Raw genomic sequence first — 20,174 nt, forward strand, 5'->3', positions numbered from 1 at the left:
CATCCCAAGGGATAAAGACATGACCTATAACGTCGCCATACTTGGCGCTTCTGGTTACACTGGCGCCGAACTTGTGCGCTTGATCGCAACACACCCCAGCCTGACGATCACCGGGCTGTCGGGAAATTCCAAAGCGGGCATGGCTATGGCCGATGTGTTCCCGCATCTGCGCCATCTGGATCTGCCTGCGTTAACCACGATCGAGGAAATGGACCTCTCTGGCGTCGATTTGGTGTTTTGCGCCTTGCCGCATGCCACCTCGCAGGCGGTGATTTCGAAACTACCGCAGAGCCTTAAGATCGTGGACCTTTCGGCTGATTTCCGGCTGCGTGATCCGGCGGATTATGAAAAGTGGTACGGCAAAGGCCACGCCGCAACCCAGATGCAGGGCGAGGCGGTCTATGGCCTGACCGAATTCTACCGTGATCAGATCAAGGCGGCGCGTCTCGTCGCCGGGACTGGCTGTAACGCGGCGACCGGTCAATATGCGCTGCGGCCTTTGATTGAAGCGGGCGTTATTGATCTTGATCAGATCATCATTGACCTCAAGGCAGCCGTGTCCGGTGCGGGGCGCAGCCTGAAAGAGAACCTGTTGCATGCGGAATTGTCCGAAGGGGCCAATGGCTATGCCGTGGGCGGCACGCACCGGCACCTGGGAGAGTTTGATCAGGAATTCAGCGCCATAGCCGGGCGCCCGGTCCAGGTGCAGTTCACCCCACATCTTATCCCAGCGAACCGCGGCATTTTGGCCACCACCTATGTGCAGGGCGATCCGCAGACTATATATGATACGTTGCATGCTGCTTACGCAGATGAGCCGTTTATTGAGGTACTGCCGATGGGACAAACACCGTCGATGAAACATGTCCGTGCTTCGAACTTCTGCCATATCGGTGTGGCCGCTGATCGCGTGCCGGGCCGCGCAATTGTGATTGCCGCCCTTGATAACCTGACCAAAGGATCATCGGGTCAGGCCTTGCAGAACGCCAACCTGATGTTGGGCCTGCCCGAGACGGAAGGGCTGATGCTAGCCCCGGTGTTCCCATGAGCGGGGGACTCAAGAGCCTTAAGAAACGCCGCCGCGTGCAGGTGATTTCCATGGCGGGGGTCAGCATTGCGCTGGTCCTCGTGCTTTTGTGGTTCTTGCCAGATGACAGTTTCCAGTTCTTCCGCTCCCCCTCGGAAGTGACCGAAGCGCCGCCGCCGCCAAATGAGCGGTTCCGTATCGGTGGGCTGGTCACCGAAGGGTCACTGGTGCGTGGACAAGGTGAGCAGATCAGTTTTTCGGTCACCGATGGCGGTGCGGTGGTGTCGGTTGTCTATACAGGCATCCTGCCTGATCTGTTCGAGGAAGGTCAGGGCATGGTCGCGCAAGGAAATTACATTAATGGTCGTTTTGAAGCTGTTGAGATTCTTGCCAAACATGACGAAACTTACATGCCCTCTGAAGTCATTGATGCGCTCAAGGAGCAGGGCACTTACGTGGCACCGGACGGTACTGTCGTCACCAATTAACCGTTAAGCGGCACCTTTGCTCCAGACCTTATGGAGGGGGCAAAGATGCGAACCGTCACCCAGATTGCACAAGAGATCGTCGCCCGCGAAGGCGGCTATGTGAATGACCCCGATGATCCCGGAGGGGCCACCAAATACGGGGTCACCATTCATACCATGCGCCGCCTTGGCCTTGATCTGGATGGCGACAGCGACATTGACAGCGATGATGTGCGGGTTCTGACGCGGGCGCATGCGGTGTCGATCTTTGTGGAACATTACTTTCGCCGCCCAGGCATTGATCAGCTGCCGCAGGCGCTGCATGCCACGGTCTTTGATATGTATGTGAACGCGGGCGCGAATGCGGTGAAAATCCTGCAACGCTTGCTGGGCGAGATGCGGATTTCGGTCACTGTGGATGGTGCGATCGGGCCGCAAACGATCAATGCAACTGGTCAGGCCTATGACGCCGCGCCGGATCATCTGGTGGATGCTTACGGGATTGCGCGGCGGAACTATTACTATGCTTTGGCCGACAGCCGCGCCCAAAGCCGAAAATACGCCTGCCGCCGCGATGGCGGCAAAGGTGGTTGGATCACCCGTGCTGAGGAATTCATCGCACCGCGTTTCCATTTGACGGACGCACAGCACCGCGAAAGGACTGCGCAATGGGCTTAATCTCTGGGTAGTGGGTCACTTTGAAATCTGACCTTGTGCAGCTTTGATTTGCATGCGCCGCGCGTAGACCCCATATTACCTGCATGGCATATTTTAGCGTCGAACTCCGGCACGGAGAAAACAAACAGGTCTGGATTGCAAATTGCGAGGATGCAGAACTGGCTACCGCATTGGCTTTGGAGGCACCTGGGGCGCTGCCAAGTGAAAGAGTGGCAGCTTCGCATCTAGCGGGCGATCCGCCCTTTCCTGTTGATGAGAACTCGGTGAAGCAGTGGTTGCCATGACAGACAAACCCAAAAGACCCCGTGATACCAACCAGCTTGCCCACATGATCGCGGGGATCGCCACTGGTGAGGACGTGAAGCACGAGCCTGACACGTCAGGGCAGCGCAAGGGCGGCTTGAAGGGCGGAAAGTCGAGATCCGAAAGACTTACGCCAGAGGAACGTAGTGAGATTGCGAAGAAAGCAGCAAAGGCCCGGTGGGTTAAGTAATTTTTTGGGTAACGCTTGACCGTTTGAGGCGTTTTGCCACTTCTTTGATGGGCTCCGCCGCAGGTAAGTCTTCTGGTGGACGTGATCCGCTATCTAGCATGGTTTGTCGGACCTTTGCGGCCACCTCCCGATTTTTTCGAATAGCATTTGACTCGCCCCGAACGGATTCTTTCTCGATTGTTTCTGCGGCAAGGTTCATTTGGAAATCATGTGCTGAAAGCTCCAGTGTTCCCATGCGATCAAACGCGTTCTCTTTATGGCCGACCCCTTTCCGAGATTTTACGTCCTTACCTGACATGCCGTATAGGCCTAGATTTCGAGCATCGTGGAAGCGAGACTGGCTAGAATTTTTTACGCCTGCACTTTTGGCCACACTACTTACGGCCTTAAATGAAGTTTTGGTTTTTTCCCTGATCTCAAGTCGTTTCTCGTCCTGAATGGCTTGCTGCTTTATCTCCCACTCCCGAGTTCTTGTAACGAAGTAGGCCTGAGCCGCCGCAATTTCTGGCTTTGTGGCGTCACCATTGATTGCCACCATATAACACGCACCGCGAGTGAGAAACATGTCATCACTTTCATAACGACTGCCATTTCCTCGTGCCATCATGACCGTGGTTGCACCGACATGATGTGACGGATTCGTGCCATTGGCCTCCATCGCACTTGCTGCGCGTCCCACTGTGTCCCTGAAATTTGTCCAGTCAGCATACCCAAGAACTTTCTGAATTTCCCTTGCGCGCCAGTAGTCTGTGCCGTTTTTAAGCGTGTGCTTGAGTGCCTCAATCTGTTCCATCGTGCTTTTGTATTTCGGGTCGTCAGGTAGGTCTTCCGCCATTCTTCAGCTCCTATTGCCATGTATGTGACTAACGTAATACCATACATGTGATTTAGGAGTCCACATTATGTCTGAAAGAGCAATAATCGAAGCGCAACTTGAGAAAAAGGTTGCTGAAATTCAATCACTTGAGGATAAACTCAAAGTGGCGAAAGTGTATGTTAAAGCGTTGGAGGATGTCATTAAAGCCATCGATAAGGGTGGGGATGATTCGGTGAGCGTGGGAGATGTAACCCTGCGCAAAGGCAGCTTAGTGGCTAAAGCACGTGATGTGATAATGGGACGCGGCTCACCCATCCACATTGACGATCTTCTTGAGGCCTTAGGTCGAGAAGTGACCCGTGAAACAAAAGCGTCTCTTACAGGATCACTAGCTGCTTACGTTCGGAAGGAAGAGATATTCACACGCCCCGCACCCAGCACATTCGGACTTATCGAGTTGAAGCACTTCGAGATTGAAGAAGTTGAAAAATCCCCGCCACAGGGCTTTGGTTATGCCTCCACGTCAACCGACATGGATGATGAAATTCCATTCTAAACTGACCCAAAATGCTTGACTAAAGGTCAGAATGAATTATGTATGGGGTATGAGGAAATTGGACACCAAAACCCGCGCCCTGATTATCCGCCTGCTGGTGGAAGGTAACTCTATTCGTGCCACATCGCGTATCACTGACGTGTCCAAGAACACGGTCAACAAGCTGCTGATCGACGCTGGAAAGGCTTGCGCCAAGTATCACGACGAGAACGTGCGCAACGTAAAAGCGTCAGTGGTCCAGTGTGATGAAATCTGGTCGTTCACCTATGCCAAGCAAAAGAACGTCAAGACAGCCACGGCGGCACCAGAGGGTGCTGGTGACACATGGACTTGGACGGCTATCGACAGCGACAGCAAGTTGATTGTGTCCTACATGGTCGGTGGTCGCGACAGCGAATATGCAATCGAGTTTATGGATGATCTGTGCGCCCGTCTGTCCAACCGGGTGCAACTGACCACAGATGGTCACAAGGCGTATCTGGAAGCCGTAGAGGGCGCTTTCGGTGGCGATGTGAACTATGCGCAGTTGATCAAGATTTACGGCGACATGGGCGGCAAGACAGCGGCCCGCAAGTATTCACCAGCCGAATGCACCGGGATCAAGAAGCGCACCGTCGAAGGCAACCCCGACAAGTCCTTGATCAGCACCAGCCATGTTGAGCGTCAAAACCTCACCATGCGGATGCACATGCGCCGTTTTACGCGCCTGACCAACGGTTTCAGCAAGAAGGTTGAGAACCACATGCACGCTGTTGCGCTGCACTTCATGTATTACAACTTCGTCAAGGTTCATCAGACGTTGAAGGTTACGCCCGCAATGGAAGCTGGCCTGACAGATCGCCTCTGGGATATCTCTGATCTGGTGGCTATCATTGATGCGAATGAGGACGCGCCCAAGAAACGCGGACCTTACAAGAAACGAATTTCAAAGTGACCCACTACCAATCTCTGGCTTGATGAGTTTTCTGTTTGGCGATGGGCGCAATGTCGTAGCCGAAACAGCGCAGGTGTTCCGCGAGAACGCCGAGAATGGTGCAGGCCGTGCCGCCGACGCCAAGGCGCACAGTCTACAACAGTTTGCCGCAGAATTCGTGCATCCTCGGCGGGGTCTGTTCGACCGTCTGGTGGATGCACTCAACCGTTTGCCGCGCCCGGCACTGGCGCTTGGCACGATCTGGTTGTTTGTGATGGCGATGATTGACCCTGACCGCTTTACGGCGGGCATGCAGGGGTTGGCATTGGTGCCAGAGTCGCTGTGGTGGTTGATGGGGGCGGTTGTGAGCTTTTACTTCGGCGCGCGGCATCAGGCAAAAGCGCAGGATTTTCAACGCGCTGTTGCCATGAGCCTTGCTGTGACAAAGCCCGCACCCGCGCCAGAAACCCCTAAATCGCACAACCCAGCCTTACAGGAATGGCAGGTCCGCAATGGAGGGTGATCGCATTGATCAACTGACCCGGCGGATCGGCGCGCTTGAAACACGTAATGCCGTGGATGAGGTGCATCGGCTGAATGTCTCTGACCGACTTAGCGCGATTGAAGACACGCTGAAATGGCTGGTGCGCCTGATCATTGGCGGGCTGCTGATGGCAGGCGTGACCTATGTGATGCAAGGTGGGCTTGTCATCGTCTGAGGTGCGGCAATAACGCCGTCAAAAGTGACCTGACCTCTCTGTTGTCCGGTCAGGGTTTGGGGTACTACTCGCCTCATGTTGATCGAACTTGGACATTTCGCGCTGATTCTCGCATTTGGCGTTGCGAGTGTGCAGATGATCGTGCCCTTAGTGGGTGCGCATCGGGGCAACGCCGGCTGGATGGCGGTGGCGGAACCTGCGGCCACCGTTCAGTTCCTACTGACGGGATTTGCCTTTGCCGTGCTGACATGGGCCTTTGTGACCTCTGATTTCTCGCTGCAACTGGTCTTCCTTAATTCCCACACTGACAAGCCGATGATTTACAAGATCACTGGCGTCTGGGGAAACCATGAGGGGTCGATGCTGCTTTGGATGGTGATCCTCACCTTGTTTGGGGCTTTTGCCGCATGGTTTGGTGATGGTTTGCCTACGCGCCTTCGGGCGCGGGTGCTGGCGGTGCAGGCCTCTATTGCGGTGGCTTTCTTTGCCTTTGTAATTTTCACCTCCAACCCATTCCTGCGCCTCGAAGTGCCCCCTTTGAACGGGCGCGACCTGAACCCCTTGCTGCAAGACCCCGGTTTGGCGTTTCACCCCCCATTCCTCTACCTCGGTTATGTTGGCCTGAGCATGGCGTTTTCCTTTGCGGTCGCGGCCCTGATCGAAGGCCGCGTGGACGCCGCTTGGGGCCGTTGGGTGCGTCCATGGACGTTGGCGGCGTGGATGTTCCTGACTGTGGGCATCGCGCTGGGGTCGTGGTGGGCCTATTACGAGCTGGGCTGGGGTGGTTTCTGGTTCTGGGATCCGGTTGAAAACGCCTCTTTCATGCCATGGCTAATCGCCACCGCTTTGCTGCACTCGGCCATTGTCGTGGAAAAACGCGAGGCGCTGAAAAGCTGGACGATCCTGCTGGCGATCCTTGCCTTTGGGTTCTCACTGCTCGGGGCATTCATTGTGCGGTCGGGTGTGCTGACCTCGGTTCACGCTTTCGCCAATGATCCAGAGCGGGGGATGCTGATCCTGATCATCCTTGCGGTGTTCCTTGGAGGGGCGCTGACACTGTTTGCATTCCGGGCCCATGCGATGGAATCGAAAGGTGTATTTTCAACCGTCAGCCGCGAAAGCGCGCTGATCCTCAACAATATCCTGCTTGCCGTCAGCAGCTTTGTTGTCTTCATCGGTACAATCTGGCCCTTAGTGGCAGAGCTTTTGTTCGACCGCACGCTTTCGGTTGGGCCACCGTTTTTTGACGCGGCCTTTACACCCTTCATGGTAGCGCTGGCGATTGTGCTGCCGCTGGGATCAATCCTGGCTTGGAAACGCGGGACGTTTGGCCGCGCGGCAAAACCCTTGCTGGGGTGGTTGATGCTTGCAGTTGCGTTGGCCGGATTGGCCTATGCGGTGCAAAGTGGGAATTCGGCGCTTGGTCCTATCGGGGTGGCGCTTGGCGTCTGGGTGGTTGGTGGTGCGATTGCCGATCTATGGGTACGCAGCGGACGCGAAGGATTCGCGGACCGTGTCCGCCGCATGAGCCGTCTGCCGCGTGCCGATTGGGGCAAGGCCACGGCCCATATCGGCATAGGGGTGACGATCTTTGGCATCGCGGCCATGCTTGCCTGGCAAAAGGAAGATATCCGCGTGGCCAATGTGGGCGACCGCTGGGATGTGGCGCAGTTCAGTTTCCAACTGGACGATGTCGGGCAAGAACAGGGTCCAAACTACCAGACCACGCTGGCGGAAATTTCGGTTTGGCGGGGCACCCGCGAAGTAACAATGCTTGAGCCTGAAAAACGGTTCTACCCCGTGGCGAATATGCCCACGACAGAGGCCGCGATTGCCAACGGCATCCTGCGCGATCTTTATGTCGTGATCGGTGACCCGCAAGAGGGCGGCGGCTGGGCCGTGCGCGTCTATGTCAAACCCTTTGCCAATTGGATCTGGGGCGGGGCGATTCTGATGGCGTTGGGCGGTGTGTTCTCGCTTTCTGACCGGCGTTTGCGGGTTGGGGCGGCGGCTGCCAAACAAACTATGCCCAAGGGCGCGCCTGCGGAATGAAGCGGCTGGTCCTGATCCTGTGCCTGTTGGCGGCACCGCTTTGGGCGGTTGAGCCGGGCGAAATGCTGGATGATCCGGTATTGGAAGACCGCGCGCGGACAATATCACAAGGCCTGCGCTGCCCGGTCTGCCAGAACGAAAGCATCGACGAAAGCAATGCCACGCTGGCCAAAGAACTGCGGATTGTCCTGCGCGAACGGATCGTCGCGGGTGACACAGACGCCCAAGCGGTTGATTTCATTGTGTCACGCTATGGCGAGTTTGTGCTTTTGCGGCCCGATACACGCGGCGCAAATCTGATCTTGTGGTTTGCAGCGCCAGCGCTGTTGCTGGTGGCCTTGGGCATCGGTTGGACGGCCATCCGGCGCAGACCTGCGGCTGACGAAGGGCTCAGCGACGCAGAAAAAGCAGAATTAGAGAAAATATTGCGCCCGTGACGCTGCGGCGGGGTTTCCTGAACCGAACAGTTCACTAAGTTAACCCGCAAACGCCCGCAATTTGCGCAAAGGATATCGCATGGACTATCAGGCAATCAAACTTACTGTCCGTAACTCGGTCGGGGTTATCACGCTGAACCGACCCGACATGATGAACGCGCTGAATACGCAAATGCGCGCCGAGATCACTCATGCCGTCAAAGCCGTTGAAAAGGATGCCCGCGTTCTGGTGCTGACGGGGGCAGGTCCAGCGTTTTGTTCAGGTCAGGATTTGGGTGCAGGCGGTAACGCCGCCAGCATGGACCTGGAGCGCACGCTGCGCGACGAATATGTACCGATGCTCAAGGCGATTTTTGATTGCCGTGTTCCGACGATTTCCGCCGTCAATGGCGCAGCCGTTGGGGCAGGGGCAAATCTGGCTTTGGCTGCCGATGTGGTGATCGCATCAGAAGACGCCTATTTCATGCAGGCCTTTACCCGCATTGGCCTGATCCCGGATGCTGGCGGCACCTATTGGCTGCCGCGCCAGATGGGGGCGGCCAAGGCGATGGGCGCCGCGCTTTTTGCTGATAAAATCAGCGCAAAGCAGGCGGATGAGTGGGGCATGATCTATGAAAGCGCCCCTGCCGACACATTCCGCGACCACGTGCAAAACCGGGCCGCGCAATTGGCACAAGGGCCGACGGTCGCTTATCGTCAGCTTAAAACCGCGATCCGGGGTTCGTTTGAAAACTCGCTGGATGATCAACTTGCGTTGGAAGCGAAACTGCAAGGGCGCTGCGGCACAACCCGCGATTTTCAAGAGGGCGTTGTAGCGTTTCTGGAAAAGCGCAAGGCGGTGTTTGAAGGGCGCTAACTAAGGCCGCGACTTTGCGAAATACACGCTGTCTGACCATTCGCCATCAATGCAGAAGGTTTTTTCGGCGCGCCCTGTTTCCGTAAACCCCAGCGACTTGAGAATGCCGACCGACGCTGCATTGTGTGGGTCGGCATCAGCGGTCAGTCTCGCGACATCTGTCGTTTCAAAGAGATGGGGAATGATCGCATTCATGGCCTCTGTCACGATGCCTTGCCGCCAATAGTCAGGATGCAGAAGAAAGCCGATTTCATCGTCCTTATGCATGCCCGCCGTGCCGATCGCGCGCCCGTCCATTTCGATCACAAAATAGGTCAGCCGGTCCTTGGCCGAGGCGATCAACCGATCCAGATTCTGTTGGGTGCGTTCGGGATTGGGGTGCGGCGGAGTTGACCAATACCGCATCGCGCGCGGGTCGCTGAAGATGGCGTAGAGGTCCATCAGATCGGTTTGAACCGCAGCTCGGAGGATCAAGCGTCCAGTTTTCAGCATAGCAAAGAAAAGGGCCACCAAACTGGCAGCCCTTCATCCTTAGCGTTTTTCGATGTCGACATAATCGCGCTGCATCTCGCCCAGATAAAGCTGGCGCGGGCGGCCGATTTTCAACTGTGGATCGGCGAGTTGTTCTTTCCACTGCGAAATCCAGCCCACGGTGCGCGCCAGCGCAAAGATTGGCGTGAACATTGATGTGGGAAAGCCCATCGCCTCTAGGATAATGCCGGAGTAGAAATCGACATTCGGGAACAGTTTTTTGTCTGCAAAATACGGATCGGCAAGCGCTTGTTTTTCAAGTTCTTTTGCCACCTGCAGGATCGGGTTGTTTTCAACGCCTAGCAGATCAAGCACCTCGTCGGCGCTTTCTTTCATCACAGTCGCACGCGGGTCAAAGTTTTTGTAAACGCGGTGGCCAAAGCCCATCAAACGATAGTTGTCGTTCTTGTCTTTGGCACGGGCGATGAACTCTGGAATGCGATCCGGCGTGCCAATTTCCTTGAGCATCTCAAGGCAGGCTTGGTTCGCACCACCATGCGCCGGGCCCCATAGGCAGGCGATGCCAGCGGCGATACAGGCAAACGGGTTGGCACCGGAAGAAGACGCCAAACGCACGGTCGAGGTTGACGCGTTCTGTTCGTGATCGGCATGCAGTGTGAAAATGCGGTCCATTGCACGGCTCAGGATCGGGTTCACGTTGTATTCCTGTGCAGGCACAGAGAAGCACATATGCAAGAAGTTCGCCGCATAATCGAGATCATTGCGCGGATACACAAATGGTTGCCCGATAGAGTATTTATAGGCCATCGCGGCCACAGTCGGCATCTTGGCGATCAGGCGAATGGTCGCAACTTCGCGCTGGTGCTCGTCCGTGATGTCGGTGCTGTCGTGATAAAACGCGGACATTGCGCCCACAACGCCAACCATCGTGGCCATCGGGTGTGCATCGCGGCGGAAACCACGGAAGAAGTTATGCATCTGCTCGTGAATCATCGTGTGATTTGTCACGAGGGATTCGAATTTTTCCAACTGCTCAGCCGAGGGCAGCTCACCATAAAGCAGCAGGTAGCACACTTCGAGATAGTGCGATTTGCTGGCCAGTTGATCGATCGGGTAGCCGCGGTGCAGCAGTTCACCCTTATCGCCATCGATAAAGGTAATTGTGCTGTCACAGGCCGCAGTCGACGTAAAGCCGGGATCATAGGTGAACACATCCGCCTGCCCATAGAGCTTGCGAATATCGATCACGTCAGGGCCACCATTGGGGGAATGCATCGGCAATTCATATGTCTTGCCTTTGATTGTCAGTGTCGCTGTATCAGAATTTTCTGCCATATCTTTCCCCTCTCGGGCCTGCGCAAACGGGTGTTTGGCAGGCATCTTGCTATTGTCTTGCCTTTACGGATCAAAGGTAACGATCCGGTTTCAGGCGCTGGTATCTTTCAGGCGGGCGATGGTTTCATCACGCCCAAGCACCAGCATCATATCGAACACACTTGGTGAAACCGCGCGCCCTGCCAGTGCCGCCCGTAGCGGACCTGCCAGCTTGCCAAGTTTCATGTCGTGAGCTTCGGCAGTGGATGCAACGATCCCTTCAAGGGCGTCTCGGGACCAGCTAGCATTTTGCAACTGCGGCGTCAATTCCGACAGTATACCACGGGATACATCAGTCAGCTGATTGGTTGCTTTTTCATCTGGCTGCAAAGGCCGTTCAGCCAAAACAAAATATGCCTTATCAATGAGTTCCGGGAATGTCTTTGCGCGCTCTTTGAGGCAGTAAAACGCCTTCACCATGCCGTCAGCCTGTGTTTCAGTCAGGGCAGGTTGATCTGTGGCCGCAAGGAATTCCTGTAGTTCTTGCAGCAGTGCAGCATCATCTGCGACCGCAATATGCTGCCCGCAGATGTTTTCCAGTTTCTTAAAGTCAAATCGGGCCGGTGATTTGCCAATCCCGCCCAGATCGAACCACTCTTTGGCTTGCGCGTCAGAGAAGAACTCATCGTCGCCATGACTCCACCCCAGTCGTGCCAGATAGTTGCGCATCCCTGCCGCCGGATAACCCAAAGCCTGATATTCTGCCGCACCCGTGGCCCCGTGCCGTTTCGAAAGTTTTTTGCCATCGGGCCCGTAGATCAGCGGGATATGCGCGAGCGTGGGTTTGTCCCAGCCCATGGCCTCGTAAATCAGGTTTTGCCGGAATGCATTGGCCAGATGGTCATCGCCCCGGATCACATGGGTCACGCCCATGTCGTGATCATCCACCACCACCGCCAGCATATAAACCGGCGAACCATCAGAGCGCAGCAGGATCATGTCGTCCAACTGATCGTTGGACCACGTTACGTCGCCCTGCACCTCATCGTGCAGCGTTGTTTGCCCTTCGCGCGGCGCTTTCACCCGCACCACATGGGGCGCATCAGGGTGGTCGGCTGCGGCCACATCGCGCCAGGGCGAGCGGAACAAAGTCGAGGTCTTCTCGGCCCGTGCCTTTTCACGGAACGCCTCGATTTCTTCGGGCGTGCTAAAGCACTTGTAGGCTTTGCCTGCGTCCAGCATCTCATGGGCTACAGCAGCGTGCCGGTCAGCATTCGAGGCTTGGCTTGATGGTTCTCCATCCCAATCAAGCCCCAGCCATGTCAGCCCATCAAGGATCGCCTGACGGTTTTCATCCGTGGACCGCGCCTTGTCGGTATCCTCAATCCGCAACAGAAACTTGCCGCCTTTGCCACGCGCATAGAGCCAATTGAACAGTGCCGTGCGCGCACCGCCGATATGCAGGGCGCCAGTGGGGGACGGGGCAAAACGTGTGACAACGGACATGGAAATTAACCTTTCGCTAACCAGGATTCCGGTAAGTTCCGGCTTGCAGGTGGGATACGAAACTGCGGGGTGAAGGACAAGTGCGTGCGCTCATAGAGGACGCAGCATTGGCGCAGCGCGGGGCGTTGATCGGCTGGGTGCCCGTCTGTCTGGGCATCGGGATCGGGACGTATTTCGCCTGTGCGCAAGAGCCGGGGCTGATTGGCTTGGGAACGCTTGCGCTTGTGGTGGTGGGGCTGGTCGTGATGGCACGACTTGTGCGCGTGGCATATGCGCCGTTGGTGATGGCATTGGTTCTGATCATCGTGGGGCTTGGCCTTGCCAAAACCCGGACCGAAGCGATGTCTGCCCCAGTGCTTGGCTTTCGCTACTATGGCCCGATCCAAGGCCGTATCGTGAATATTGATCGCTCGGCCAGCGACGCTGTGCGGTTGACCCTTGATCAGGTCGTGCTGGCCCGAATGGCGCCCCATCGCACACCAGAGCGGGTCCGAGTTTCGTTGCATGGCGATCAGCCGGCAGCACCCTTTGCGCCGGGTGTGGTGATTATCCTGACTGGGCACCTGTCATCACCAGCCGGGCCGGCAGAGCCCGGTGGTTTTGATTTCCAGCGTCATGCTTGGTTTTTGGAACTGGGTGGCGTTGGGTACACCCGCACGCCCGTCCTGCGTTTGGCCATGCCCGAAAAGCCCAACATCGCGATGCGGATTTTCACGATGCGGATGGCGATTTCTGCGGCGGTGCAGGCTGCGATGCCGGGCGAAACTGGCGCCTTTGCCGCCGCCATTATGACTGGGGATCGGTCTGGCATGGGGCAGGGCACGCTGGCTGATCTGCGTGGGGCAAACCTTGCGCATTTGTTGGCAATCTCGGGGCTGCATATGGGGCTGTTGACCGGGTTTATCTTTGCGACGTTGCGTTACGGTTTGGTCCTGCTGCCCGGCGTTGGCCTGCGCTGGCCGGTCAAGAAAATCGCCGCCGCTTGCGCAATGCTGGTCGGCGCTTTCTATCTGGCGTTGTCAGGCGGCAATGTCGCAACTGAGAGGGCCTATATCATGGTTGCAGTCATGTTTGTGGCGGTCCTTTTGGACCGGCGCGCGCTGACCCTGCGCGCGGTCGCCATTGCCGCCATCATCGTGCTGGTGTGGCAACCGGAGGCCCTGATCGGGCCGGGGTTTCAGATGTCCTTTGCTGCCACAACCGCCCTAGTGGCGGTGTTTGGGGCCTTGCGTCGGTTTGACTATTCCAGACTGCCCGCGTGGTCGCGCCCGATCTTGTCGGTTGTGCTGTCGTCCTTCGTGGCGGGGCTTGCCACGGCACCTTTTGCGGCGGCGCATTTCAATCAGATCGCGCATTACGGGTTGATCGCGAACCTGCTCTGCGTGCCGTTGATGGGGGTGTTGGTCATGCCTGCGGCTGTGCTTGCGGTCTGTCTGGCGCCACTTGGCATGTGGGCTGTGGGCCTGTGGTTTATGGAACTGGGCCTGCGGTGGATTTTGTTTGTGGCCCATACGGTGTCGGCCCAGCCGGGCGCGCTTAGCCATGTCCACGCACCCGATTGGATGGTGTTGCCAGTGCTGGCGTTGGGCCTGCTTTGGCTGATCCTCATCCAAGGGCGATTGCGCCATGCCGGACTGGCGGTCGTGTTCCTTGCCGGGGTGCTTTGGCAGCAATCAGAGCGGCCGGCGCTTTTGATCGCTGATAATGGGTCACTGATCGGGCTGCTGGGGCCGCAGGGCAGGGCGCTTTCTAAACCCACGGGCAGTAGTTTTGTGGCAGGCATCTGGATGGAAAACGACGGCGCGCCTGTGGCGCAGGCCGAGGCTGCGGCGCGTGACGGCCTGTTGCAGCAGGGCCGCACGACAGAGGCGCAGGTTGGTGATTGGCGCGTCCTGCAAGTCTCGGGCAAGACGGCCCTCGCGGCGCTGGTTGGCTGTGGCGGGGCCGATGTGTTGATCAGCAATCAGGATGTGACCGAACGGCGCCCTTGTGCGGTCTTCGATACGGGGAGGCTGCGCCGCACCGGGTCTTTGGCGTTTGATGTCTCAAAGACCGGTGATCTTGTGGTGACAACGGCGCATGGGCTGGCGGGAGAACGCCCTTGGAATGCGGGGCAAGGCCCGGCCATAGCGCCCATTGTGTTGTTGGCCCCAAACAGCAAAAGGGCCACAGCAGCGGCCCTTCTGTCCGAAAATTATGCGATAGATCAATAGGTGCGGATCAATCCCACCAAGCGGCCCTGCACCTTAACCTGATCATCACGGAACACCCGCGTTTCATAGGCGGGGTTGGCCGCTTCCAACGCGATGGCGGCCCCATTGCGGCGGAACCGCTTGAGCGTCGCTTCGTGCCCTTCCACAAGGGCCACAACGATATCACCATTATCAGCAATGGCGGTTTCGCGGATCACGACGACATCACCGTCATTGATGCCCGCCTCGATCATGGAATCACCTTTGACTTCAAGGGCATAGTGATCACCGGCCCCCACCATGGATTGTGGGACAGAAACGTTGCGAGAGGCTTCGCTGATTGCTTCAATCGGGACACCAGCAGCGATACGGCCCATCATCGGCAGATTAACTGCGCCGCTGTCGACCGGGATTGCATTCTCAGGGGTGCTGTCGGGTTTGTCACCGTCAATCACACGCGGTGTGAACCCGGTTTTGGTCTGCATCGCATCGGGCAGTTTCACAATCTCCAGCGCGCGGGCGCGATGGGCAAGGCGGCGGATGAAACCGCGTTCTTCCAGCGCCGTGATCAGGCGGTGAATCCCGGATTTCGAGCGCAGATCAAGCGCCTCTTTCATCTCATCAAAGCTGGGGGGCACACCATCGCGCTGCACGCGCTTATGGATGAACTCCAGAAGGTCGAGCTGTTTTTTGGTCAGCATTGTCTGCTCCATAGCCGAGTTTTGCTTATGTTCTATTCATGTTCTTGTTTTGTGTCAACTCTGGGCTTCGCTCGACCTGAGATGGCGGTTTGCTCCGGCGGAAGTTTGATGGGACGAAGAAAGACACCCGGAAGGTGGCGCTAGAGGCGGATGATCTCGATCATCTCACCGGCTTTGCGGGCCGCGTCGTTGGGCGCGCGCACGGCAAGGCAGTTGGCATCGGCCAGAACGGTAAGCAGGGCGCTGTCTTGGCGTGTGAAGACGGTCACGCCGTCGGCGCTGACCTGCGCACGCATGTAATGTTCGCGGGGGCCGTTTGCACCGATGTCTGCCGCAAGGGGCGCGGTTTCGCGAGGGGCAGGCGCTTCGCCCAAGTTGCGCATCTTGCGGATCACGGGGGCTAGAAACACATGTCCGCAAACCATGGCCGAGACCGGATTGCCCGGCAGGCCGATCATGGCCGCCTGTCCCATGCGCCCGGCCATCAAGGGTTTGCCCGGACGCATCGCCACTTTGTAGAACGACTGTTCCAGCCCTTTGGATTGGGCCACGTCGCCGACAAGATCATGATCACCGACCGAGGCTCCACCGATGGTGACAATCAAATCGGCATCTGCCGCCAGATCAAAGGCCAGCGCCAGCGAGGCCTGATTGTCGCGCGCAATCGGCAGCAGGCGCGGGTGGGCGCCAAGGTTTTCCACCAATGCGGCAAGCCCATAGCTGTTGGAAGCGATGATCTGATCGTCGCCCGGTGTCTCGCCGGGTTGCACCAGCTCATCGCCGGTGGCGATGATGGCGACCGAGGGGCGGCAACGCACCGGGACGCTGGCGATGTTCATCGCGGCGAGCAGGGCGATGTCCGATGGTGAAAGCAGACGTGGCGCCTTGATCAGATCACCGGTGCGAAAATCAGCCCCCGCCGGGCGCACATTGGATTTGTCGTTGGGGCTGTCATCCAATGTGATCATATCGCCGTCGCGGCTGGTATTTTCCTGAATGACCACATGATCCGTACCAGCGGGCAGCGGTGCGCCAGTGAAAATGCGCAGGGCCTCACCGGTGCCGACCGTGCCGCCCCAGCGGTGGCCCGCAGCGGCCTCGCCCACCACCTTGAAGCGTGTTCCGGGGGCGATGGCAGTGCCAGCGATAGCATAGCCGTCCATCGCAGAAGCGGCAAAGGGGGGCTGGTCGCGGGCCGCCGCCAGATCTTCGGCCAAAACGCGACCATTGGCGTGGGCCAGTGGAACGGTTTCGACCGCGACCGGATCAACCAGTGCAAAAAGATTGGCGAGCGCCTGAGCGACCGTGATCATGGGTTTTCAAACCGTCCCGATTTGCCGCCATCCTTGAAGGTCAGGCGGATGCCGCTGATTTCCATGTTTTTTTGCACGGCTTTCACCATGTCATAGACGGTCAGCGCGGCGGTGCTGACGGCTGTCAGCGCCTCCATCTCGACCCCGGTTTGCCCGCCAGTTTTCACTGTCGCCGTGATGCGCACGCCGGGCAGCGCGGCGTCGGGCACCAGATCAAGGGCGACCTTGGTGATGGGCAACGGATGGCAAAGCGGGATCAGATCGGCGGTTTTCTTGGCGCCTTGAATGCCCGCGATCCGGGCGATGCCAAGCACGTCACCCTTTTGCGCGCGGCCTTGGGTGATCAGGGCCAATGTCTCAGCCGTCATCTTGATATGGCCTTCGGCAATTGCCGTGCGTGCTGTCACGGGTTTGTCCGAAACATCAACCATATGCGCCTGACCGTCCTGATCAAAATGCGTCAGGTCGGCCATTACATCGCACCCATTGCAGGATTAGCGAGCAAGGTGCGCGTCGCCGCCGCGACATCATCCTGCCGCATCAGGCTTTCACCGATCAGGAAGCTGCGCGCGCCGTAGCGAGCCATATCCGCCAGTTCTTCGGGCGTGTTCAGCCCGCTTTCACAGACGATCATCCGGTCGGCAGGCACCATCTTGGACAGGGTGCGGGTGGTGCCCAATGTTGTCTCAAATGTCTTGAGGTTGCGGTTATTGATGCCCATCAGCGGCGATTTGAGCTGTGAGGCGCGCTCTAACTCTGCCGCGTCATGCACTTCGAGCAATACATCCATGTCCCATTCAAAGGCCGCCTCTTCCAATTCCTGTGCTTGCGCGTCGCTGACAGAGGCGAGGATGATGAGAATGCAATCGGCATGTAGCGCGCGGGCTTCGGCCACCTGATAAGTGTCATACATGAAGTCCTTGCGCAGTGCAGGCAGATCAACGGCCGCGCGCGCTGCCGTCAGATAGCTGTCGGCACCTTGAAAGGACGGCGTATCGGTCAGAACCGACAGGCAAGTGGCCCCACCAGCGGCATAAGCCTCTGCCAGTGCAGGCGGGTCGAAATCTGCACGGATCAACCCTTTGGATGGGCTGGCTTTCTTGATTTCCGCGATTAACCCATAGCCGGAACGCGCAGCACTTCCCAATGCTGCGGCAAACCCGCGCGTTGGCGGGGCATTGCGCGCCCGATCTTCGACGTCTGACAGGGGCACGGCGGCCTTGCGGCTTGCAACCTCTTCCAGCTTGTAGGTTTTGATCTTGTCGAGGATATCGCTCATCGGTCTGCCCAGTTAATTGGCTGTTGGCCTTGATCAATAAGCCACTGGTTCACCTTTGAAAATGGGCGGGAGCCGAAAAAGCCGCGATAGACGGACAGGGGCGATGGATGCGCTGACATTAGGGTAAGGTGATGGGGTGCAAGGGATTTGCCATAGGTTTGCGCAGGGCCGCCCCAAAGGATGAATGCACGCGGAGTGTCGTTAAGCCGCGCAATGACCTGTTGAACCAGCTTTGCCCACCCTAATTTCGCGTGCGCTTTGGGTTGGCCCGGTGGCACCGTCAGCGCGGTGTTTAGCAGCAGCACGCCTTGATCTGCCCAGTCATCCAGCGATGTCTTGGTCCGGGCTTCCCCGGTATCGCTTTGAATTTCCTTGAAGATATTCCCCAAACTATCAAGCCTGCCGCCAAACCCATCAGGTATCGAAAACGCCAATCCATCGGCCTTGCCCGGCGTATGATAGGGGTCCTGACCAAGGATCACGACGCGCGTATCTGCCGGTTGGCAGCGATTAAGTGCGGCAAAGGTTAGCGCAGGCGGAGGCAGAAAACCGGGTGTGATCTTTGCGGAGATCTGCGGCAACTCATCAGCAAAAAAGGGCAGATCTGCCCAATCCCCCAACTTGCTAAGATCAAACATCAAGCCGCAGAGGTGATGCGCGCCAGTGCGGCCAAGGACGCCTTGGCCTTGCCGCTGTCGATGCTTTCTGCGGCCAAAGCGGCACCGTCCTTTAGCGTGTCGGCCTTGTCAGCCACCACCAGCGCCGCTGCTGCGTTCAGCAAGACCGCATTACGGTAAGCCCCGTTTTCGCCGTCCAGAAGGGCGGTCAGCGCGGTTGCGTTTTCCTCTGGCGTGCCGCCAAGGATGTCGCGGAAATTATGGACAGGCAGGCCTGCGTCTTCGGGGTGGATTTCGCGCGAAGTGATCTTGCCGTTTTCCAGCGCGGCCACGGCGGTGGGGCCGCAGATCGTGATTTCATCTGTGCCATCGCTGCCATGAACCAGCCATGCCTTTTCGGTGCCAAGCTGTTGAAGCGTCTCTGCCATCGGAAAGATCAGATCCGGGGCGAAGGCACCGGTTAACTGACGTTTGACGTTTGCTGGATTTGTTAGTGGCCCCAATATGTTAAAGATCGTTTTTGTGCCAAGTTCGACCCGAACAGGCCCCACATGTTTCATTGCGGGGTGGTGCATCGGGGCCATCATGAAACCGATACCGGCCTCTGCAATCGCTTGCTCCACAACCTCTGGCCCGACCATTACGTTAATGCCTAGCGCACCCTGCACATCAGCGGTGCCGGATTTGGATGACAGGTTGCGGTTGCCGTGTTTGGCCACCGGCACGCCTGCACCCGCCACAACAAAGGCCGTGGCGGTTGAGATATTCAACGTATGCATGCCGTCACCGCCAGTGCCGACGATGTCCATCGCCCCCTCTGGCGCTTTGACGGGAATGCAATGGGCGCGCATCACTGCGGCGGCGGCGGCATATTCTGATACTGATTCACCGCGCGCGCGCAGCGCCATCAGCAAGCCACCAATCTGGGCCGGGGTGGCAAGGCCTTCGAAGAGATAACCAAAGGCCTCTTCTGCCTGCGCGCGCGACAATGGCCCCTCGGAGGCTGCGAAAATCAGGGGCTTCATTGCGTCGCTCATGCGGGCACCTTTGTCATCTTGAGGAAGTTTTGTAGCAGTTGATGGCCATGTTCCGACCGGATGCTTTCAGGGTGAAACTGCACGCCGTGGATGGGCAGTTCGCGGTGTTGCAGGCCCATGATTGTGCCGTCATCCAGTTCTGCCGTGATCTCTAGGCTATCGGGCAGGCTCTCTCGCTCAACAATCAGTGAATGATAGCGGGTTGCGTCAAAGGGGCTGGGCAGCCCTTCAAACAGACCTTTGCCTGCGTGTTTCATCACCCCCATCTTGCCATGCACGATCTCGTGACAGCGCGCGACTTTGCCGCCAAAAGCCTCTCCAATGGCCTGATGCCCCAAACACACACCCATCAACGGCATCTTGGTTTCAGCTGCGGCATGCACAAGGGCCAGGCAAATCCCGGCTTGTGACGGGTCACAAGGGCCGGGCGACAGCATAATCGCCTCGGGGCGCATCGCCATCGCCTCTTGCACATCAAGGGCGTCGTTGCGCTTGACCACGACGTCGGCCCCCAGTTCACCCAGATAGTGGACAAGGTTGTAGGTAAAGCTGTCGTAGTTATCGATCAAAAGCAGCATGGTAAAATCCCGCGCAGGTAGAAAATAGGGGCTACCGTTCAAGGTGATTTGGACGGTATAAGCCCTGCCATACATGGGCCGTGTCGCGTGGTGGCGTCAAGGTCGAACTCAGGGGTGTGGGCAAGATGCG

24 protein-coding genes are annotated in these 20,174 nt (G+C 57.7%); 13 read left to right on the forward strand and 11 right to left on the reverse strand.

Annotation, left to right across the window (positions count from 1 at the left end; all coding sequences use genetic code 11):
• The first annotated feature begins 19 nt into the window (after positions 1–19).
• From argC to DHN10_RS08925, 5 genes are all read left to right on the forward strand, one after another.
• The gene (argC, locus tag DHN10_RS08905; RefSeq protein WP_108814956.1) at positions 20–1,048 is read left to right on the forward strand and encodes an N-acetyl-gamma-glutamyl-phosphate reductase; all 1,029 of its coding nucleotides are present in this window, start codon (positions 20–22) and stop codon (positions 1,046–1,048) included.
• Positions 1,045–1,515 (forward strand): cytochrome c maturation protein CcmE, encoded by a 471-nt coding sequence (gene ccmE, locus DHN10_RS08910; RefSeq protein WP_108814957.1) that lies wholly within the window; start codon positions 1,045–1,047, stop codon positions 1,513–1,515. The genes argC and ccmE overlap by 4 nt, the downstream gene beginning before the upstream one ends.
• A 45-nt stretch (positions 1,516–1,560) precedes the next feature.
• On the forward strand, positions 1,561–2,172 hold the full coding sequence (locus tag DHN10_RS08915) for a holin-associated N-acetylmuramidase (protein ID WP_108815157.1): 612 nt from the start codon (positions 1,561–1,563) through the stop codon (positions 2,170–2,172).
• 83 nt (positions 2,173–2,255) lie between these two features.
• Positions 2,256–2,456 (forward strand): hypothetical protein, encoded by a 201-nt coding sequence (locus tag DHN10_RS08920; protein ID WP_108814958.1) that lies wholly within the window; start codon positions 2,256–2,258, stop codon positions 2,454–2,456.
• Positions 2,453–2,665 (forward strand): histone H1, encoded by a 213-nt coding sequence (locus DHN10_RS08925; RefSeq protein WP_108814959.1) that lies wholly within the window; start codon positions 2,453–2,455, stop codon positions 2,663–2,665. Before DHN10_RS08920 ends, DHN10_RS08925 begins: the two co-directional genes overlap by 4 nt.
• Here DHN10_RS08925 and DHN10_RS08930 read toward each other — a convergent pair.
• Complete coding sequence (locus DHN10_RS08930) at positions 2,658–3,500, reverse strand: BRO family protein (protein WP_108814960.1); 843 nt, start codon at positions 3,498–3,500, stop codon at positions 2,658–2,660. The genes DHN10_RS08925 and DHN10_RS08930 overlap by 8 nt on opposite strands.
• Positions 3,501–3,567: 67 nt before the next feature.
• Between DHN10_RS08930 and DHN10_RS08935 the strand changes: the two genes are divergently transcribed.
• The 7 genes from DHN10_RS08935 to DHN10_RS08965 all read left to right on the forward strand — a co-directional run bounded on the left by DHN10_RS08935 (position 3,568) and on the right by DHN10_RS08965 (position 9,015).
• Positions 3,568–4,038 (forward strand): hypothetical protein, encoded by a 471-nt coding sequence (locus DHN10_RS08935; protein ID WP_108814961.1) that lies wholly within the window; start codon positions 3,568–3,570, stop codon positions 4,036–4,038.
• Positions 4,039–4,087: 49 nt separating this feature from the next.
• A complete protein-coding gene (locus tag DHN10_RS08940; protein ID WP_108815158.1) occupies positions 4,088–4,972 on the forward strand; it encodes a DDE-type integrase/transposase/recombinase in 885 nt (294 codons plus the stop codon).
• 22 nt (positions 4,973–4,994) lie between these two features.
• Positions 4,995–5,474 carry a holin family protein gene (locus DHN10_RS08945; RefSeq protein ID WP_108814962.1) on the forward strand — a complete coding sequence of 160 codons (480 nt, stop codon included), beginning with the start codon at positions 4,995–4,997 and terminating at the stop codon, positions 5,472–5,474.
• Positions 5,464–5,670 (forward strand): hemolysin XhlA family protein, encoded by a 207-nt coding sequence (locus DHN10_RS08950; RefSeq protein ID WP_108814963.1) that lies wholly within the window; start codon positions 5,464–5,466, stop codon positions 5,668–5,670. Before DHN10_RS08945 ends, DHN10_RS08950 begins: the two co-directional genes overlap by 11 nt.
• 75 nt (positions 5,671–5,745) lie before the next feature.
• Positions 5,746–7,722 carry a heme lyase CcmF/NrfE family subunit gene (locus tag DHN10_RS08955; protein WP_108814964.1) on the forward strand — a complete coding sequence of 659 codons (1,977 nt, stop codon included), beginning with the start codon at positions 5,746–5,748 and terminating at the stop codon, positions 7,720–7,722.
• The gene (locus DHN10_RS08960) at positions 7,719–8,159 is read left to right on the forward strand and encodes a cytochrome c-type biogenesis protein (RefSeq protein ID WP_108814965.1); all 441 of its coding nucleotides are present in this window, start codon (positions 7,719–7,721) and stop codon (positions 8,157–8,159) included. Before DHN10_RS08955 ends, DHN10_RS08960 begins: the two co-directional genes overlap by 4 nt.
• Before the next feature lie 79 nt (positions 8,160–8,238).
• The gene (locus tag DHN10_RS08965; RefSeq protein ID WP_108814966.1) at positions 8,239–9,015 is read left to right on the forward strand and encodes an enoyl-CoA hydratase-related protein; all 777 of its coding nucleotides are present in this window, start codon (positions 8,239–8,241) and stop codon (positions 9,013–9,015) included.
• Here DHN10_RS08965 and DHN10_RS08970 read toward each other — a convergent pair whose 3' ends face one another.
• The 3 genes from DHN10_RS08970 to gltX form a co-directional block, all read right to left on the reverse strand.
• A complete protein-coding gene (locus DHN10_RS08970) occupies positions 9,016–9,525 on the reverse strand; it encodes a GNAT family N-acetyltransferase (protein ID WP_234417085.1) in 510 nt (169 codons plus the stop codon).
• 21 nt (positions 9,526–9,546) lie between these two features.
• On the reverse strand, positions 9,547–10,842 hold the full coding sequence (locus DHN10_RS08975) for a citrate synthase (RefSeq protein WP_108815160.1): 1,296 nt from the start codon (positions 10,840–10,842) through the stop codon (positions 9,547–9,549).
• Between the two features lie 90 nt (positions 10,843–10,932).
• Positions 10,933–12,327, reverse strand: a complete 1,395-nt coding sequence (gltX, locus tag DHN10_RS08980) for a glutamate--tRNA ligase (protein ID WP_199910656.1) — start codon at positions 12,325–12,327, stop codon at positions 10,933–10,935.
• 80 nt (positions 12,328–12,407) lie between these two features.
• On the opposite strand from gltX, the gene DHN10_RS08985 reads away from it, so the two are divergent.
• On the forward strand, positions 12,408–14,540 hold the full coding sequence (locus DHN10_RS08985; protein WP_108814968.1) for a ComEC/Rec2 family competence protein: 2,133 nt from the start codon (positions 12,408–12,410) through the stop codon (positions 14,538–14,540).
• Here the strand turns inward: DHN10_RS08985 and lexA are convergent.
• From lexA to DHN10_RS09020, 7 genes are all read right to left on the reverse strand, one after another.
• Entirely contained in the window at positions 14,534–15,220 is a 687-nt protein-coding gene (gene lexA / locus DHN10_RS08990) for a transcriptional repressor LexA (RefSeq protein ID WP_108815161.1), read from the reverse strand. The genes DHN10_RS08985 and lexA overlap by 7 nt on opposite strands.
• Before the next feature lie 140 nt (positions 15,221–15,360).
• On the reverse strand, positions 15,361–16,533 hold the full coding sequence (locus DHN10_RS08995; RefSeq protein ID WP_108814969.1) for a molybdopterin molybdotransferase MoeA: 1,173 nt from the start codon (positions 16,531–16,533) through the stop codon (positions 15,361–15,363).
• Positions 16,530–17,006, reverse strand: a complete 477-nt coding sequence (moaC, locus tag DHN10_RS09000; protein WP_108814970.1) for a cyclic pyranopterin monophosphate synthase MoaC — start codon at positions 17,004–17,006, stop codon at positions 16,530–16,532. Before moaC ends, DHN10_RS08995 begins: the two co-directional genes overlap by 4 nt.
• Positions 17,006–17,812: an indole-3-glycerol phosphate synthase TrpC gene (gene trpC / locus DHN10_RS09005; protein WP_108814971.1), complete on the reverse strand. Its 807-nt coding sequence runs from the start codon at positions 17,810–17,812 to the stop codon at positions 17,006–17,008. The genes moaC and trpC overlap by 1 nt, the downstream gene beginning before the upstream one ends.
• A complete protein-coding gene (locus tag DHN10_RS09010; protein WP_108814972.1) occupies positions 17,809–18,450 on the reverse strand; it encodes a uracil-DNA glycosylase in 642 nt (213 codons plus the stop codon). Before DHN10_RS09010 ends, trpC begins: the two co-directional genes overlap by 4 nt.
• Entirely contained in the window at positions 18,450–19,466 is a 1,017-nt protein-coding gene (gene trpD, locus DHN10_RS09015; RefSeq protein WP_108814973.1) for an anthranilate phosphoribosyltransferase, read from the reverse strand. Before trpD ends, DHN10_RS09010 begins: the two co-directional genes overlap by 1 nt.
• Positions 19,463–20,044 (reverse strand): anthranilate synthase component II, encoded by a 582-nt coding sequence (locus DHN10_RS09020; protein ID WP_108815162.1) that lies wholly within the window; start codon positions 20,042–20,044, stop codon positions 19,463–19,465. The genes trpD and DHN10_RS09020 overlap by 4 nt, the downstream gene beginning before the upstream one ends.
• Positions 20,045–20,174: the final 130 nt, after the last annotated feature.

The sequence above is a fragment of the Loktanella sp. Alg231-35 genome (assembly GCF_900143545.1).
Classification (GTDB): domain Bacteria; phylum Pseudomonadota; class Alphaproteobacteria; order Rhodobacterales; family Rhodobacteraceae; genus Yoonia.

Bases quoted from the DNA above. Each gene is read 5' to 3' on its own strand.
- argC (WP_108814956.1), top strand. From the start codon at position 20: ATGACCTATAACGTCGCCATACTTGGCGCTTCTGGTTACACTGGCGCC.
- ccmE (WP_108814957.1), top strand. From the start codon at position 1,045: ATGAGCGGGGGACTCAAGAGCCTTAAGAAACGCCGCCGCGTGCAGGTG.
- DHN10_RS08915 (WP_108815157.1), top strand. From the start codon at position 1,561: ATGCGAACCGTCACCCAGATTGCACAAGAGATCGTCGCCCGCGAAGGC.
- DHN10_RS08920 (WP_108814958.1), top strand. From the start codon at position 2,256: ATGGCATATTTTAGCGTCGAACTCCGGCACGGAGAAAACAAACAGGTC.
- DHN10_RS08925 (WP_108814959.1), top strand. From the start codon at position 2,453: ATGACAGACAAACCCAAAAGACCCCGTGATACCAACCAGCTTGCCCAC.
- DHN10_RS08930 (WP_108814960.1), bottom strand. From the start codon at position 3,500: ATGGCGGAAGACCTACCTGACGACCCGAAATACAAAAGCACGATGGAA.
- DHN10_RS08935 (WP_108814961.1), top strand. From the start codon at position 3,568: ATGTCTGAAAGAGCAATAATCGAAGCGCAACTTGAGAAAAAGGTTGCT.
- DHN10_RS08940 (WP_108815158.1), top strand. From the start codon at position 4,088: ATGAGGAAATTGGACACCAAAACCCGCGCCCTGATTATCCGCCTGCTG.
- DHN10_RS08945 (WP_108814962.1), top strand. From the start codon at position 4,995: ATGAGTTTTCTGTTTGGCGATGGGCGCAATGTCGTAGCCGAAACAGCG.
- DHN10_RS08950 (WP_108814963.1), top strand. From the start codon at position 5,464: ATGGAGGGTGATCGCATTGATCAACTGACCCGGCGGATCGGCGCGCTT.
- DHN10_RS08955 (WP_108814964.1), top strand. From the start codon at position 5,746: ATGTTGATCGAACTTGGACATTTCGCGCTGATTCTCGCATTTGGCGTT.
- DHN10_RS08960 (WP_108814965.1), top strand. From the start codon at position 7,719: ATGAAGCGGCTGGTCCTGATCCTGTGCCTGTTGGCGGCACCGCTTTGG.
- DHN10_RS08965 (WP_108814966.1), top strand. From the start codon at position 8,239: ATGGACTATCAGGCAATCAAACTTACTGTCCGTAACTCGGTCGGGGTT.
- DHN10_RS08975 (WP_108815160.1), bottom strand. From the start codon at position 10,842: ATGGCAGAAAATTCTGATACAGCGACACTGACAATCAAAGGCAAGACA.
- gltX (WP_199910656.1), bottom strand. From the start codon at position 12,327: ATGTCCGTTGTCACACGTTTTGCCCCGTCCCCCACTGGCGCCCTGCAT.
- lexA (WP_108815161.1), bottom strand. From the start codon at position 15,220: ATGCTGACCAAAAAACAGCTCGACCTTCTGGAGTTCATCCATAAGCGC.
- DHN10_RS08995 (WP_108814969.1), bottom strand. From the start codon at position 16,533: ATGATCACGGTCGCTCAGGCGCTCGCCAATCTTTTTGCACTGGTTGAT.
- moaC (WP_108814970.1), bottom strand. From the start codon at position 17,006: ATGGCCGACCTGACGCATTTTGATCAGGACGGTCAGGCGCATATGGTT.
- trpC (WP_108814971.1), bottom strand. From the start codon at position 17,812: ATGAGCGATATCCTCGACAAGATCAAAACCTACAAGCTGGAAGAGGTT.
- DHN10_RS09010 (WP_108814972.1), bottom strand. From the start codon at position 18,450: ATGTTTGATCTTAGCAAGTTGGGGGATTGGGCAGATCTGCCCTTTTTT.
- trpD (WP_108814973.1), bottom strand. From the start codon at position 19,466: ATGAGCGACGCAATGAAGCCCCTGATTTTCGCAGCCTCCGAGGGGCCA.
- DHN10_RS09020 (WP_108815162.1), bottom strand. From the start codon at position 20,044: ATGCTGCTTTTGATCGATAACTACGACAGCTTTACCTACAACCTTGTC.